Raw genomic sequence first — 13,438 nt, 5'->3', positions numbered from 1 at the left:
ACGACCATGGCCGGAAAGGCTCCCGCCGGCGACCCCGTACAGGACGCGCCCGAGGTCGGTGCCCCGCAGCACGCGGCCGCCGGGGCGAAGGCCGTCGCCAAGAGCCTGCGGGCCGCCCAGCAGCAGATGGGCGTGAGGCGGACCGCGCTGACCCTGCTGCGGGTCAACCAGGCCGGCGGGTTCGACTGCCCCGGCTGCGCCTGGCCCGAGCCCGGGCCGGGCGAGCGGCACCTCGCCGAGTTCTGCGAGAACGGCGCCAAGGCCGTGGCCGAGGAGGCGACGCTGCGACGGGTCACGCCCGCCTTCTTCGCCCGCCACCCGGTCTCCGGACTGGCCGGACGCAGCGGGTACTGGCTGGGCCAGCAGGGCCGCCTGACCGAGCCGGTGCTCTACGAGGGCGAGCCGGGCGCCGGCGGCGACGGCCACTACCGGCCGGTGAGCTGGGAGCGGGCCTTCGGCATCGTCGCCGAGGAGATCAACGCGCTGGCCTCGCCGGACGAGGCCGTCTTCTACACCTCCGGGCGCACCGGCAACGAGGCCGCCTTCCTCTACCAGCTCTTCGCCCGCCGGCTGGGCACCAACAACCTGCCCGACTGCTCCAACATGTGCCACGAGTCCTCGGGGTCGGCGCTGACCGAGACCATCGGCGTCGGCAAGGGCAGCGTGTCCCTGGAGGACCTGTACAAGGCCGAGCTGATCATCGTCGCCGGGCAGAACCCGGGCACCAACCACCCGCGGATGCTGTCCGCCCTGGAGCGGGCCAAGAAGGCCGGCGCCCGCATCATCACGGTCAACCCGCTGCCCGAGGCCGGGCTGGAGCGGTTCCGGAACCCGCAGACCGCGCGCGGCCTGCTCGGCGGCGGCACCGCGCTGACCGACCTGTTCCTGCAGGTGCGCATCGGCGGCGACCAGGCCCTGTTCCGCGAGTGGAACCGGATGCTGCTGGAGGCCGAGGACGCGGCCCCCGGCACCGTGGTCGACCGCGCCTTCGTCGAGGAGCACACCGCCGGCTTCGAGGAGTTCGCCGCCGCCGTGCGCGCGGGCGGCCCCGGGCGGGTGCTGGAGGCCACCGGGCTTCGCCGCGAGGAGATCGACGCGGCCTTCGACATGATCCGCGCCTCCCGGGCCACGGTGGTGTGCTGGGCCATGGGACTGACCCAGCACAAGCACTCGGTGCCGACGATCCGCGAGGTCGTCAACATGCTGCTGCTGCGCGGCGACATCGGGCGCCCCGGAGCCGGGGTGTGCCCGGTGCGCGGCCACAGCAACGTCCAGGGCGACCGCACCATGGGCATCTTCGAGCGGCCGCCGGCCGCCTTCCTCGACGCCCTGGGCGCCGAGTTCGGCTTCGAGCCCCCGCGCCGCCACGGGCTGGACGTGGTCAACTCCATCCGCGCCATGCGCGACGGGAAGGTGAAAGTCTTCTTCGCCATGGGCGGCAACTTCGTGGCCGCGAGCCCCGACACGCACGTCACCGAGGCCGCGATGCGCCGCTGCCGGCTGACCGTGCACGTGTCCACCAAGCTCAACCGCTCCCACACGGTCACCGGGGCCCGCGCGCTGATCCTGCCCGTGCTGGGCCGCACGGAGCGGGACGTGCAGGCGGGCGGGGAGCAGTTCGTCACCGTCGAGGACTCCATGGGGATGGTCCACGCCTCCCGCGGCACCCTGCCGCCGGCCGGGGAGGCGCTGCTGTCCGAGCCCGCCGTGGTGGCCCGCCTGGCCCGCGCGGTCCTCGGGCCCGGCGACACCGTGCCGTGGGAGGAGTTCGAGGCGGACTACGACCGCATCCGCGAGGCGGTCTCCCGGGTGGTCCCCGGGTTCGAGGACTACAACGCCCGCGCCCGCCGGCCGGAGGGGTTCCGCCTCCCCCACGGCCCCAGGGATTCGCGCACCTTCCCCACCGCCACCGGCCGGGCGCACTTCACCGCCGCGCCCGTGGAGTACCCGGAGGTGCCCGCCGGGCGGCTGCTGCTGCAGACCCTGCGCTCGCACGACCAGTACAACACCACGGTCTACGGGCTGGACGACCGCTACCGCGGCATCACCGGCGGCCGCCGGGTCGTCCTGGTCCACCCCGACGACGCGGCCGCGGCGGGCTTCGCCGACGGCTCGTACGCCGACCTGGTGAGCGAGTGGACCGACGGCAGCACGCGGCGCGCCCCGGGCTTCCGCGTCGTGCACTACCCGACCGCCCGCGGCTGCGCAGCGGCCTACTACCCCGAGACCAACGTCCTGGTCCCGCTGGACTCCACGGCGGACACCAGCAACACCCCCGCGTCGAAGTCGGTGGTGATCCGGTTGGAGGCCGCCACTACCACCTGATAAAAACGCTGCACACTACAAGGACATCGAGGATCGGAGCCCGGCCCGTGGGCGAGCAGACCCAGACCCAGATCCAGTTCCCGCCCGAGGTCGTCGAGGAGTACGCAGGCCTCGGCATAGACCTCCACGCCCTCTTCTCCGCCGGGCACCTGGGCACCCGCATGGGGATCGAGATCATCGAGGCGTCCGCGCAGCGCGTGGTCGGCACCATGCCGGTGGAGGGCAACACGCAGCCCTACGGGCTGCTGCACGGCGGCGCCTCGGCCGTGCTGGCCGAGACCCTCGGCTCGATCGGCGCCATGCTGCACGGCGGTGCGCGCAAGCTCGCCGTCGGGGTGGACCTCAACGCCACCCACCACCGCGGCCTGCGCTCCGGCACGGTCACCGGGGTCGCCACCCCGGTGCACACCGGCCGCACCACCGCCACCTACGAGATCGCCGTCAGCGACGAGGAGGGGCGGCGCGTGTGCAGTGCCCGCCTGACCTGCGTACTGCGCGACGTCCCCGCCCCGGACGGCTCTGCCGGCTGAGGCCCGCCGCGCCCCGGCCCGCCCGGGGCGCCCCCGCCCCGCACGCCCCCGCCCCGCACGACTCCGCCCCGCACGCCCCCGCCCCGCACGACTCCGCCCCGCACGACCCCGGCCCGCGCCGGACGCCGTGCGGGGCGGCGTCGTTCCAGGACCCGGCAGGCGGAAGCGGACGCGGACCGGCGGGCGGGGAAGGGCGGGCGGGGAAGGGCCCGACCGGGTTCCGGCCGGGTCCCGGAGGGGCCCCGGACGGCCGGCCGTCGGGGTGCCACGACCCGCCGCCGTAACGGTGTGTAACATTTCTGCAATGCGGGGGTCCCGGAGGACGCCGGGCGGAATCTACGCGCGTGACCTCGAAAGACCTCACATCCGGTGCGTGTACCACGCATCCGGATCCCCGGCCGCCGACCGATGCCCGAACTGCAAACTCCCTTGTGGATCAAGGAAGTTGAACCGAACGAGGCGCTCTTCCCCGACCATCCGGAAGCACTACCTCCAATACCGGCCATAACAAGACAGTCACATCATCGGTCCCCCTCTGTCCGACCGGCCGCCCCGCCCCTAGAGTCACCGCCAGTCACCGCGCCGAAGGATCGACCAACCTTTCGGTACAAGCGCGCGACTCGGCACCTCAATGGGAGGAAGCCGCGCCCTGGGAAAGGACTGATCGTGCGTCACCGTTCCTTGCTCGTTCTCACCAGCATCCTCACCACCGGAGCCCTCACCCTCACGGCCTGCGGGTCCCGTGACGACTCCGCCGGTGGCGGCTCGGAAGGCGGGGGCACCACCGTCGTCATCGGCGTGGACGCCCCCCTGACCGGTGACCTGTCCGCCCTGGGCCAGGGCATCAAGAACTCCGCGGACCTGGCCGTCAAGACGGCCAACAAGAACAAGGAAGTCCCCGGCGTCACCTTCGAGATCAAGGCGCTGGACGACCAGGCCAAGCCCTCCTCCGGCCAGCAGAACGCCACCACGCTCGTCGCCGACTCCGACGTCCTCGGCGTCGTCGGCCCCCTGAACTCCGGCGTCTCCCAGTCCATGCAGAAGGTCTTCGCCGACGCGGGCCTCACCCAGGTCTCCCCCGCCAACACCAGCCCCGACCTCAGCCAGGGCAGCAAGTGGGCGGACGGCGACCTCAAGCGCCCCTTCAAGACCTACTTCCGCACGGCCACCACGGACATCATCCAGGGCCGCTTCGCCGCCAAGTACTACTACGAGACGGCGAAGAAGAAGAAGGTCTTCGTCATCGACGACAAGCAGACCTACGGCGCCGGCCTCGCCAAGATCTTCGCCGAGGAGTTCGAGCGCCTCGGCGGCAAGGTCGTCGGCACCGACCGCCTCAACGTCGGCGAGAAGGACTTCTCCGCCATCGCCGACAAGGTCAAGGCCGCCAAGGCCGACTCCGTCTACTACGGCGGCCAGTACCCCGAGGCCGGCCCGCTGTCCGACCAGATCAAGAAGGCCGGCTCCGACATCCCGGTCATGGGCGGCGACGGCATCTACGACCCCGAGTTCATCAAGCTCGCCAACAACAACGCCGACGGCGACTACGCCACCTCCGTCGGCCAGCCCGTCGAGAAGCTCCCCTCCGCCAAGGAGTTCATCGAGAGCTACAACGCCGCCGGCTACAAGGACCCCTACGCCGCCTACGGCGGGTACTCCTACGACGCCGCCTGGTCGATCATCGAGGCCGTCAAGGCGGTCGTCGAGGCCAACGACGGCAAGCTCCCCGAGGACGCCCGCTCCAAGGTCGTCGAGGCCATGAGCGACGTCTCCTTCGACGGCGTCACCGGCAAGGTCTCCTACGACGACTTCGGCGACACCACCAACAAGCAGCTGACCGTCTACCAGGTCAAGGACGGCGAGTGGGTGTCCGTCGAGAGCGGCACCTACACCGGCTGATCCCGGACCGCCCACACCACCCAACCGCGCGGGGGCGCCACCAGCGCCCCCGCGCGGCATACCGTCCGACAAACTCATCGGAGGCCTGCGGTGCACGAACTGCCGCAACAGCTGGCCAACGGCCTGATACTCGGCGCGATGTACGGCCTCATCGCCATCGGGTACACCATGGTCTACGGCATCGTCCAGCTCATCAACTTCGCCCACGGCGAGATATTCATGATCGGGGGCTTCGGCGCCCTCACCACATTCCTGTTCCTGCCGTCCGGAACATCCATGTGGATCGCGGTACCCGTCATGCTCGTCGGCGGAGCCCTGGCCTCCGTCGCCACCGCCACCGCAGCGGAACGTTTCGCCTACCGCCCGCTGCGCGGCGGCCCCCGACTGGCGCCCCTCATCACCGCCATCGGCCTGTCCATCGCCCTGCAGCAGATCGTCTGGGCCTTCTACCCCGACGCCAAGAAGGCCCGCTCCTTCCCGCAGTTCGACGGCGACGCCTTCTCCGTCATCGGCATCCGCCTCCAGCCCGCCGACCTGTTCCTCCTGCTCGCCGCCCCGCTGTGCATGATCGTCCTCGGCATGTTCGTGTCCAAGACCCGCACCGGCCGCGCCATGCAGGCCACCGCGCAGGACCCCGACACCGCCAAGCTCATGGGCATCAACACCGACCGCATCATCGTCACCGCCTTCGCCATCGGCGGCGCCTTCGCCGCCGTCGCCGCCGTCGCCCACGGACTGCGCTACGGCCAGGTCGACTTCATGATGGGCTTCATCGCCGGCCTCAAGGCCTTCACCGCGGCCGTCCTCGGCGGCATCGGCAACATCTACGGCGCCATGCTCGGCGGAGTCGTCCTCGGCCTCGCCGAAGCCCTCGCCACCGCCTACATCCAGGACATCCCCGGCATGTCGCAGCTCGGCGGCGGCGCCTGGGCCAACGTGTGGGCCTTCGTACTCCTCATCGTCGTGCTCCTGGTCAGGCCGCAGGGCCTCCTCGGCGAGCGCGTCACGGACAGGGCGTGAGGCAGATGAACACCACCACCGGACGCCCGGCCGTCCCCGCCGGAACCGCCCGCGTCATCACCGCGGCAGGAGCACTCGCCACCGCCGGCAGCACCCTGCTGGCCTGGACCTACACCTCCGCCTACCCCGGAAACCTCACCGTCTACGGGTACCCCGGCGGACTCCAGCTCCTCACCCTCGCCTCCGGCCTGATCACCCTCGCCCTCGCGCTGGCCGCCCTCGGCGTCAAGGGCCTGCGCTGGCTCGCCCCCGCAGGCACCACCAAGGCCCTGCGGCTGAGCGCCCTCGCCGGCCTGGGCACCACCTGGTTCACCGTCGTCTCCATCGCCGCCACCCTCGGCGGCCTGGTCCACCTCGAACCGGGCGCATGGGTCGCCGCAGCGGCCTCCGCCGTCCCCGTCGCCGGGGCGTTCCTCCTCCCCGACGACACCCGCGCCCCCGCGGCCACCCGCGAACTGGGCTCCTGGGCCGAGATCCTGATCATCGTCGCCGCCTTCGGCGCCGGCCTGTACGTCATCACCTACGGCATCGACACCGAGTACGGCGAGCTGTTCACCGGCTACCTGATCACCGTCGGCCTCACCGCCGCCGCCCTGAGCAAGTCCGGGCTCATCGCCAGGCTCAACGCCCTCACCGCCAAGCACCGCACCGTCACCGTCGGCGCGGCCTTCGCCGCCGCGGCGGCGTTCCCCTTCACCCAGACCAGCGACCAGTACACCTCCGTCGCGGCCAACATCCTCATCTTCGCCACCGTCGCCCTCGGCCTGAACGTCGTCGTCGGCCTCGCCGGACTCCTCGACCTCGGCTACGTCGCCTTCCTCGGCGTCGGCGCCTACGCCGCGGCCCTCGTCTCCGGCTCCCCCGCCTCCCCCTTCGACGTCCACCTGCCCTTCTGGGCCGCCGTCCTCGTCGGCGCCACCGCCTCCCTGGTCTTCGGCGTCGTCATCGGAGCACCCACCCTGCGGCTGCGCGGCGACTACCTCGCCATCGTCACCCTCGGCTTCGGCGAGATCTTCCGCATCGCCGTCAACAACATGGACGGCTCCTCCGGCCCCAACATCACCGGCGGACCCAACGGCGTCCCCAACATCCCCGACCTCGTCATCCTCGGGTACGACTTCGGGCAGCCCCACGACATCGGCGGCATCACCCTCGGCAGGTTCGCCAACTACTACCTGCTGATGCTGGTGTTCACCGCCGTCGTCGTCCTCGTCTTCGCCCGCGCCAACAACTCCCGCATCGGACGCGCCTGGGTCGCCATCCGCGAGGACGAGACCGCCGCCACCGCCATGGGCATCAACACCTTCCGGCTCAAGCTCATGGCCTTCGCCCTCGGCGCGGCCCTCGCCGGACTCGCCGGAACCGTCCAGGCCCACGTCTCCTACACCGTCGTCCCCGAGCAGTACCTGTTCGCCGGACCCGTCCCCCCCAACAGCGCCTTCCTCCTCGCCGCCGTCATCCTCGGCGGCATGGGCACCATCAGCGGCCCCCTCCTCGGCGCCTCCCTGCTCTACCTCATCCCGGCCAAGCTCCAGTTCATGCAGGACTACCAGCTGCTCCTCTTCGGCCTGGCCCTCGTCCTGCTCATGCGGTTCCGCCCCGAGGGCCTCATCGCCGACCGGCGCAAGCAGCTCGAGTTCCACGAGGACACCGCACCGCCCACCGTCCCCGACCAGAAGACGCCGGACGAGACCGCCGGCCTCACCAAGGCAGGGGCGTGAACACCCCCATGAGCACCGACACCACCGCACCCCTCCTGCACGCCTCCGGCGTCATCATGCGGTTCGGCGGCCTCACCGCCGTCCGCAACGTCGAACTCACCGTCAACCCCGGAGAGATCGTCGGCCTCATCGGCCCCAACGGAGCCGGCAAGACCACCTTCTTCAACTGCCTCACCGGCCTCTACGTGCCCACCGAAGGCAGCGTCACCTACCGGGGCAAGGTCCTGCCCCCCAAGCCCCACCTCGTCACCGCCGCCGGCATCGCCCGCACCTTCCAGAACATCCGGCTGTTCCCCAACATGACCGTGCTGGAGAACGTCCTCGTCGGCGGACACACCCGCACCAAGGAGGGCCTCTTCTCCGCCCTCCTGCGCGGCCCCGGGTTCAAGCGGGCCGAGAAGGCCGCCCGCGACAAGGCCATGGAACTCCTCGAGTTCACCGGCCTCGCCCACAAGGCCGACCACCTCTCCCGCAACCTCCCCTACGGCGAGCAGCGCAAGCTCGAGATCGCCCGCGCCCTCGCCAGCGACCCCGGCCTGCTCCTCCTCGACGAGCCCACCGCCGGCATGAACCCGCAGGAGACCCGCGCCACCGAGGAACTCGTCTTCGCCATCCGCGACCGCGGCATCGCCGTCCTCGTCATCGAGCACGACATGCGGTTCATCTTCAACCTCTGCGACCGCGTCGCCGTCCTCGTCCAGGGCGAGAAGCTCGTCGAGGGCACCCCCGACACCGTCCAGAGCGACGAACGCGTCATCGCCGCCTACATCGGCACCCCCATGGAGGACGACCCCGGACAGGCCGAGGCCGCCGAGGTCGAAGCGGCCGAAGCCGCCACCCGCACCGGCACCCCCGCGGCCGGCACCACCACCGACGAGGAGGAGCAGCGATGACCGCACTGCTCGAGGTCGAGGACCTCCGAGTCGCCTACGGCAAGATCGAAGCCGTCAAGGGCATCAGCTTCAGCGTCGAGGCCGGCCAGGTCGTCACCCTCATCGGCACCAACGGCGCGGGCAAGACCACCACCCTGCGCACCCTCTCCGGGCTCCTCAAGCCCCTCTCCGGGAAGATCCTCTTCGACGGGCAGGACCTCGCGTCCGTCCCCGCCCACAAGGTGGTCTCCCTCGGGCTCGCCCACTCCCCCGAGGGCCGCCACATCTTCCCCCGCCTCAGCATCGAGGAGAACCTCCGCCTCGGCGCCTTCCTCCGCAGGGACGCCGCCGGCATCAACAAGGACATCCAGCGCGCCTACGACCTCTTCCCCATCCTCGGGGAACGCCGCAAGCAGGCCGCGGGAACCATGTCCGGCGGCGAGCAGCAGATGCTCGCCATGGGCCGCGCCCTGATGTCGCAGCCCAAACTGCTCATGCTCGACGAGCCCTCCATGGGCCTCTCCCCGATCATGATGCAGAAGATCATGGCCACCATCGCCGAACTCAAGGCGCAGGGCACCACCATCCTGCTCGTCGAGCAGAACGCCCAGGCCGCCCTCTCCCTGGCCGACACCGGACACGTCATGGAGACCGGGAGGATCGTCCTCTCCGGCACCGGAGCCGACCTCCTCCACGACGAGTCCGTCCGCAAGGCCTACCTCGGCGAGGACTGAGCACCCCTGCGGGACCGGACCCGACCGGACGCACCGCACACCGGACGCACGACACGAGGGCCCGTACCGGATCCACCCGGTACGGGCCCTCGTGCACGCCCGGCCCGGGCGCCGACTACTTCTCCTCCGCCACCTCTTCGATCACGGCCTGCGCCACCGCCTGCATCGACATCCGCCGGTCCATCGACGTCTTCTGGATCCAGCGGAACGCCGCGGGCTCGGTCAGCCCGTACTTCGTCTGCAGCACGCTCTTCGCCCGGTCCACCAGCTTGCGGGTCTCCAGCCGCTGCGCCAGGTCCGCGACCTCCCGCTCCAGCGCCCGCAGCTCGGTGTACCGCGACACCGCCATCTCGATCGCCGGCACCAGGTCGCTCTTGTTGAACGGCTTCACCAGGTACGCCATCGCACCGGCGTCCCGCGCCCGCTCCACCAGCTCGCGCTGGGAGAACGCCGTCAGCATCAGCACCGGTGCGATGCTCGCGCCCGCGATCCGCTCCGCCGCCGAGATGCCGTCGAGCACCGGCATCTTCACGTCCAGGATCACCAGGTCGGGGCGGTGCTCCTCCGCGAGCCGGACCGCGGTCTCGCCGTCACCGGCCTCGCCGACCACGGAGTACCCCTCCTCCTCGAGCATCTCTTTCAGATCGAGGCGGATCAGTGCTTCGTCCTCGGCGATGACGACCCGGGTGGTCATCGGGGGGACGTGCTGCTGCTCGTCGGTGGCAGCGGGCTCATCGGGCGCGTCAGCGGTGCTCACTGTGCTCCTCGCTTCTGGGCAGGGGTGCCCCACGAGAGTACCCAGCTCCTGTATGTTTGAGGCACGAAGGGTCTCCGCTATCCTTCGTTTCAAAGGAGCCCCGGTAGCCCAACGGCAGAGGCGATACTCTCAAACAGTATTCAGTGTGGGTTCGAATCCCACCCGGGGCATTTTCCCTTTTATTCCAAGGTATCCAACATGTAGACGGCTTTCGCCGGTCAGGGTGAACGAACCCCCGATCCCGCCCGTCACGTGAAGGCCCGGGCCATTCTCGTGCCCGTGTACGACCTGGAAACGCGCAGGCACGCCCTCGCCCTCCTCTCCGACGGCCGCAGCCTCAACTCGGTCAGCAGACACACCGGCATATCCCGCTCCGCGATCCGGGAATGGACGGTGCGCATCGAGCCGTTGCCCCGCAGAAGCGGGACGTCGTGCGGCCTGTGTGCCGAAACACCGTCTCCGCCCGCCCCCGCCGCCGAATACGTCTACCTTCTCGGCCTCTACCTCGGCGACGGTTGCATCAGCGCCCACCGCAGGGGGGTGCAGTGCCTGCGCATCGCGTGCGACAACCGCTGGCCCGGGCTCATCGACGCGGCCGCGGGCGCCGTGCAGGCGGTCTGGCCGGGCAACAGGGTGTGCCGTGTGCGGGCCCCCGGCTGCACCTACGTCAAGGTCTACTCCAAGCACCTGGTCTGCCACTTCCCCCAGCACGGTCCGGGCAGGAAGCACCACCGGCGCATCAGGCTGGAGCCCTGGCAGCAGGACATGGCCGACTCCCACCCCTGGGAACTGGTCCGCGGGCTGTTCCACTCCGACGGCTGCCGCACGACCAACCGGATCGTCCGGCACCTCGCCGACGGCCCCAGGCACTACGAGTACCCGCGGTACTTCTTCACCAATGCGTCGGAGGACATCATGCGGCTGTGCACCGCGACGCTGGACCGGCTGGGCGTCGCCTGGAAGCGCACGGGGGCGCGCAACATCTCCGTGGCGCGGCGGGAGTCGGTGGCGTTGATGGACCTGCACGTGGGGGCCAAGTACTGAGCGCGCCCCGGCCGGTGCGGGGCGGTCGGGGCGCAGGTGGTGCCGGGCGGTGCCGGGCGGCGCGGGTTGCGCGCGGCGGGCGGTGCGGGCCGGGCGCGGGTCAGGCGCGGCGGGTGGCGCGTTCGCCGATGTGGTGGACGCGGACGAGGTTGGTGCTGCCCGGGGTCCCGGGGGGCGAGCCGGCGGTGATGATGACGGTGTCGCCGGGCTTGCAGCGGCCGATGCGCAGGAGTTGTTCGTCGACCTGGCCGACCATCTCGTCGGTGTTGGCGGCGACGGGCCCGAGGAAGGTCTCGGTGCCCCAGGTGAGGGAGAGCTGGGAGCGGGTGGCGGGTTCGGGGGTGAAGGCGAGGACGGGGACGGGCGGGCGGTAGCGGGCGAGTCGGCGGGCCGTGTCGCCGCTGGCGGTGAAGGCGACGAGGTGGGTGGCGTGGAGGAAGTCGCCCATCTCGGCGGCGGCGCGGGCGACGGCCCCTCCCTGGGTGCGGGGCTTGTCGCGGGCGGCGAGGGGGGCGAGGCCGGCGGCGAGGGTCTCCTCCTCGACGGCGGTGATGATGCGGGCCATGGTCTCGACGGCTTCGACGGGGTGGGCGCCGATGCCGGTCTCGCCGGAGAGCATGAGCGCGTCGGCGCCGTCCATGACGGCGTTGGCGACGTCGGAGGCCTCGGCGCGGGTGGGGCGGGAGGCGTCGACCATGGAGTCGAGCATCTGGGTGGCGACGATGACGGGTTTGGCGTTGCGCCTGGCGAGTTTGACGGCCCGTTTCTGGATGTGGGGGACGTCCTCGAGGGGTGTTTCGACGCCGAGGTCGCCCCTGGCGATCATGATGCCGTCGAAGGCGTCGACGACGGCGGGGAGGTTTTCGACGGCCTGGGGCTTCTCGATCTTGGCGATGACGGGGAGCCGGCGGCCCTCCTCGTCCATGACGCGGTGGACGTGGTCGATGTCGTGGGCGTTGCGGACGTGGGAGAGGGCGACGAGGTCGGCGCCCCGGCGCAGGGCCCACCTCAGGTCGCGGACGTCCTTGTCGGAGAGGGCGGGGAGGGAGGTGGTGGTGGTGCCGGGGAGGTTGATCGCCTTGTGGTCGGAGAGGATGCCGCCGTCCAGGACGGTGGTGTGGACGCGGGGGCCGTCGATGCGGGTGACCTCGAGGGTGACGCGGCCGTCGTCGACGAGGATGTGGTCGCCGGGGGCGACGTCGGTGGAGAGCTTGGGGTAGGTGGTGCTGCAGCGGTGACGGTCGCCGGGGACGTTCTCGCAGCTGATGGTGAAGGGGTCGCCGGCCTCGAGGAGGACGGGCCCTTCGGCGAAGGTGCCGAGTCGGATCTTGGGGCCCTGGAGGTCGGCGAGGACACCGACGCTGCGTCCGGTTTCGTCGGAGGCCGTACGGACGTGGTCGTAGCGGGTGCTGTGTTCGGCGTGGGTGCCGTGGCTCATGTTGAGTCGGGCGACGTCCATTCCCGCGTCGACCAGGGCTCTGATCCGGTCGTAGGTGCCGGTGGCGGGCCCGAGGGTGCAGACGATCTTTGCTCGGCGCATGGGTCGAGCCTAGGTGCTACCTGTTGGTAGACGGTTCTGTCGCGGCTGCGGCGCGTGGACGTCTTGGTGGAGGTTTTGCGGGTGCGTCGGGAGGGTCCGGCGGACGGGTGCTCCGGACGGGTGCGCCGGAGCGTGGGCCCGGCCGCGGTCCTTCCGGCCCCGGGGGGCGGTGCGGTGCGGCCGGGGCCGTCGGTCCGTCAGCCGGGCTGCTGTCCGGCCGGTGCGCCGAGGTCGGGCGGGGTCATGGTGAAGCGGGCGGTGACGCGGGCTCGGACGGTCTGCCGCTGGGGTTCGAGGTCGAGGGGGGCGGGTTCGGCCGCGAGGCCGCGGGCGGCCCCGGCGGGCGCGGGCGCGAAGCCGGCGGCCCTGGGCGCGTAGGGGGTTTCGGCTCCGGGGTCGGCGAGTTCGGTGAGGGTCAGGAGGCGGGAGCCGAGGGCTTCGGCGTACTCGCGGGCGCGCCGGACGGCCTCCTGGACCGCCTGTTGGCGGACGCGGCGGTGGGCGGGGCTGTCGGGGCGCAGCGACCACCAGGGTCCGCTGACGTGGGTGAGTTCGAGGTCGCCGAGGCGGGTGGTGAGTTCTCCGAGGACGGAGAAGTCGGTGACGGTGGCGTTGATGCGGACGCTGCCGTGGTGGGCGCGGACGCGTTCGCCGCGTCCTTTGGCGAGTTCGGGGGCGACGTGGAGGGCGCCGCTCTCGATCGACTCGACGGCGTCCCCGTAGCCGCGGAGGAGTTCGAGGCAGCGGCTGTTGCGGCGGGTGAGGTCGTCGAGGGTGTGGCGGCGGTCGGTGCCGCGGGCGGTGACGACGATGCCGATGCGGGCGAGTTCGGGTTCGACCTCGAGGTGGGCCTCGCCGTGGACGCTGACGCGGGGGTCGGGTGCGGGGGCGGTGTCGTGCGGGTGGGTCATGGGGGCCTTCCGTGAGAGGTGGACGGGCGGGCCGGCCGCCCGGCCGGGGCGCACCCCCGGCCGGGGGTGCGCCCCGGCCGGGGCG

11 protein-coding genes and 1 tRNA gene are annotated in these 13,438 nt (G+C 71.5%); 9 read left to right on the top strand and 3 right to left on the bottom strand.

The window, feature by feature from the left end:
- The first annotated feature begins 6 nt into the window (after positions 1-6).
- The 7 genes from GQS52_RS21375 to GQS52_RS21345 all read left to right on the top strand — a co-directional run bounded on the left by GQS52_RS21375 (position 7) and on the right by GQS52_RS21345 (position 9,101).
- Positions 7-2,325 (top strand): FdhF/YdeP family oxidoreductase, encoded by a 2,319-nt coding sequence (locus GQS52_RS21375; RefSeq protein WP_182314959.1) that lies wholly within the window; start codon positions 7-9, stop codon positions 2,323-2,325.
- Positions 2,326-2,372: 47 nt separating this feature from the next.
- A complete protein-coding gene (locus GQS52_RS21370; RefSeq protein WP_182314958.1) occupies positions 2,373-2,855 on the top strand; it encodes a hotdog fold thioesterase in 483 nt (160 codons plus the stop codon).
- 666 nt (positions 2,856-3,521) lie between these two features.
- Positions 3,522-4,754: a branched-chain amino acid ABC transporter substrate-binding protein gene (locus GQS52_RS21365; protein ID WP_259370899.1), complete on the top strand. Its 1,233-nt coding sequence runs from the start codon at positions 3,522-3,524 to the stop codon at positions 4,752-4,754.
- A 90-nt stretch (positions 4,755-4,844) separates the two neighbouring features.
- Complete coding sequence (locus GQS52_RS21360; protein WP_182314956.1) at positions 4,845-5,774, top strand: branched-chain amino acid ABC transporter permease; 930 nt, start codon at positions 4,845-4,847, stop codon at positions 5,772-5,774.
- 5 nt (positions 5,775-5,779) lie between these two features.
- Positions 5,780-7,495, top strand: coding sequence for a branched-chain amino acid ABC transporter permease (locus GQS52_RS21355; protein ID WP_182316623.1), 1,716 nt, complete (start codon positions 5,780-5,782; stop codon positions 7,493-7,495).
- A gap of 8 nt (positions 7,496-7,503) precedes the next feature.
- A complete protein-coding gene (locus GQS52_RS21350) occupies positions 7,504-8,388 on the top strand; it encodes an ABC transporter ATP-binding protein (protein ID WP_182316622.1) in 885 nt (294 codons plus the stop codon).
- Positions 8,385-9,101: an ABC transporter ATP-binding protein gene (locus GQS52_RS21345; RefSeq protein WP_182314955.1), complete on the top strand. Its 717-nt coding sequence runs from the start codon at positions 8,385-8,387 to the stop codon at positions 9,099-9,101. The genes GQS52_RS21350 and GQS52_RS21345 overlap by 4 nt, the downstream gene beginning before the upstream one ends.
- A 115-nt stretch (positions 9,102-9,216) precedes the next feature.
- Here GQS52_RS21345 and GQS52_RS21340 read toward each other — a convergent pair whose 3' ends face one another.
- On the bottom strand, positions 9,217-9,795 hold the full coding sequence (locus tag GQS52_RS21340) for a response regulator (protein ID WP_182316621.1): 579 nt from the start codon (positions 9,793-9,795) through the stop codon (positions 9,217-9,219).
- A gap of 160 nt (positions 9,796-9,955) precedes the next feature.
- Between GQS52_RS21340 and GQS52_RS21335 the strand changes: the two genes are divergently transcribed.
- Both GQS52_RS21335 and GQS52_RS21330 read left to right on the top strand, forming a co-directional pair.
- Positions 9,956-10,028: transfer RNA gene (locus tag GQS52_RS21335), tRNA-Leu, on the top strand.
- Positions 10,029-10,137: 109 nt separating this feature from the next.
- Positions 10,138-10,902, top strand: a complete 765-nt coding sequence (locus GQS52_RS21330; RefSeq protein WP_182314954.1) for a transcriptional regulator — start codon at positions 10,138-10,140, stop codon at positions 10,900-10,902.
- A gap of 100 nt (positions 10,903-11,002) precedes the next feature.
- Here GQS52_RS21330 and pyk read toward each other — a convergent pair whose 3' ends face one another.
- Both pyk and GQS52_RS21320 read right to left on the bottom strand, forming a co-directional pair.
- Positions 11,003-12,442 carry a pyruvate kinase gene (gene pyk / locus GQS52_RS21325; protein ID WP_182314953.1) on the bottom strand — a complete coding sequence of 480 codons (1,440 nt, stop codon included), beginning with the start codon at positions 12,440-12,442 and terminating at the stop codon, positions 11,003-11,005.
- Between the two features lie 197 nt (positions 12,443-12,639).
- Entirely contained in the window at positions 12,640-13,353 is a 714-nt protein-coding gene (locus tag GQS52_RS21320) for an SIMPL domain-containing protein (protein WP_182314952.1), read from the bottom strand.
- Positions 13,354-13,438 lie beyond the last annotated feature (85 nt).

It is taken from the genome of Streptomyces sp. SCUT-3, assembly GCF_014083985.1.
GTDB classification, from domain to species: domain Bacteria; phylum Actinomycetota; class Actinomycetes; order Streptomycetales; family Streptomycetaceae; genus Streptomyces_H; species Streptomyces_H thermolineatus.
Note: the sequence above shows the minus strand (reverse complement) of the source record. Positions and strands in the feature narration are given on the sequence as shown.

Bases quoted from the DNA above. Each gene is read 5' to 3' on its own strand.
- GQS52_RS21350 (WP_182316622.1), top strand. From the start codon at position 7,504: ATGAGCACCGACACCACCGCACCCCTCCTGCACGCCTCCGGCGTCATC.
- GQS52_RS21355 (WP_182316623.1), top strand. From the start codon at position 5,780: ATGAACACCACCACCGGACGCCCGGCCGTCCCCGCCGGAACCGCCCGC.
- GQS52_RS21345 (WP_182314955.1), top strand. From the start codon at position 8,385: ATGACCGCACTGCTCGAGGTCGAGGACCTCCGAGTCGCCTACGGCAAG.
- pyk (WP_182314953.1), bottom strand. From the start codon at position 12,442: ATGCGCCGAGCAAAGATCGTCTGCACCCTCGGGCCCGCCACCGGCACC.
- GQS52_RS21375 (WP_182314959.1), top strand. From the start codon at position 7: ATGGCCGGAAAGGCTCCCGCCGGCGACCCCGTACAGGACGCGCCCGAG.
- GQS52_RS21320 (WP_182314952.1), bottom strand. From the start codon at position 13,353: ATGACCCACCCGCACGACACCGCCCCCGCACCCGACCCCCGCGTCAGC.
- GQS52_RS21340 (WP_182316621.1), bottom strand. From the start codon at position 9,795: ATGACCACCCGGGTCGTCATCGCCGAGGACGAAGCACTGATCCGCCTC.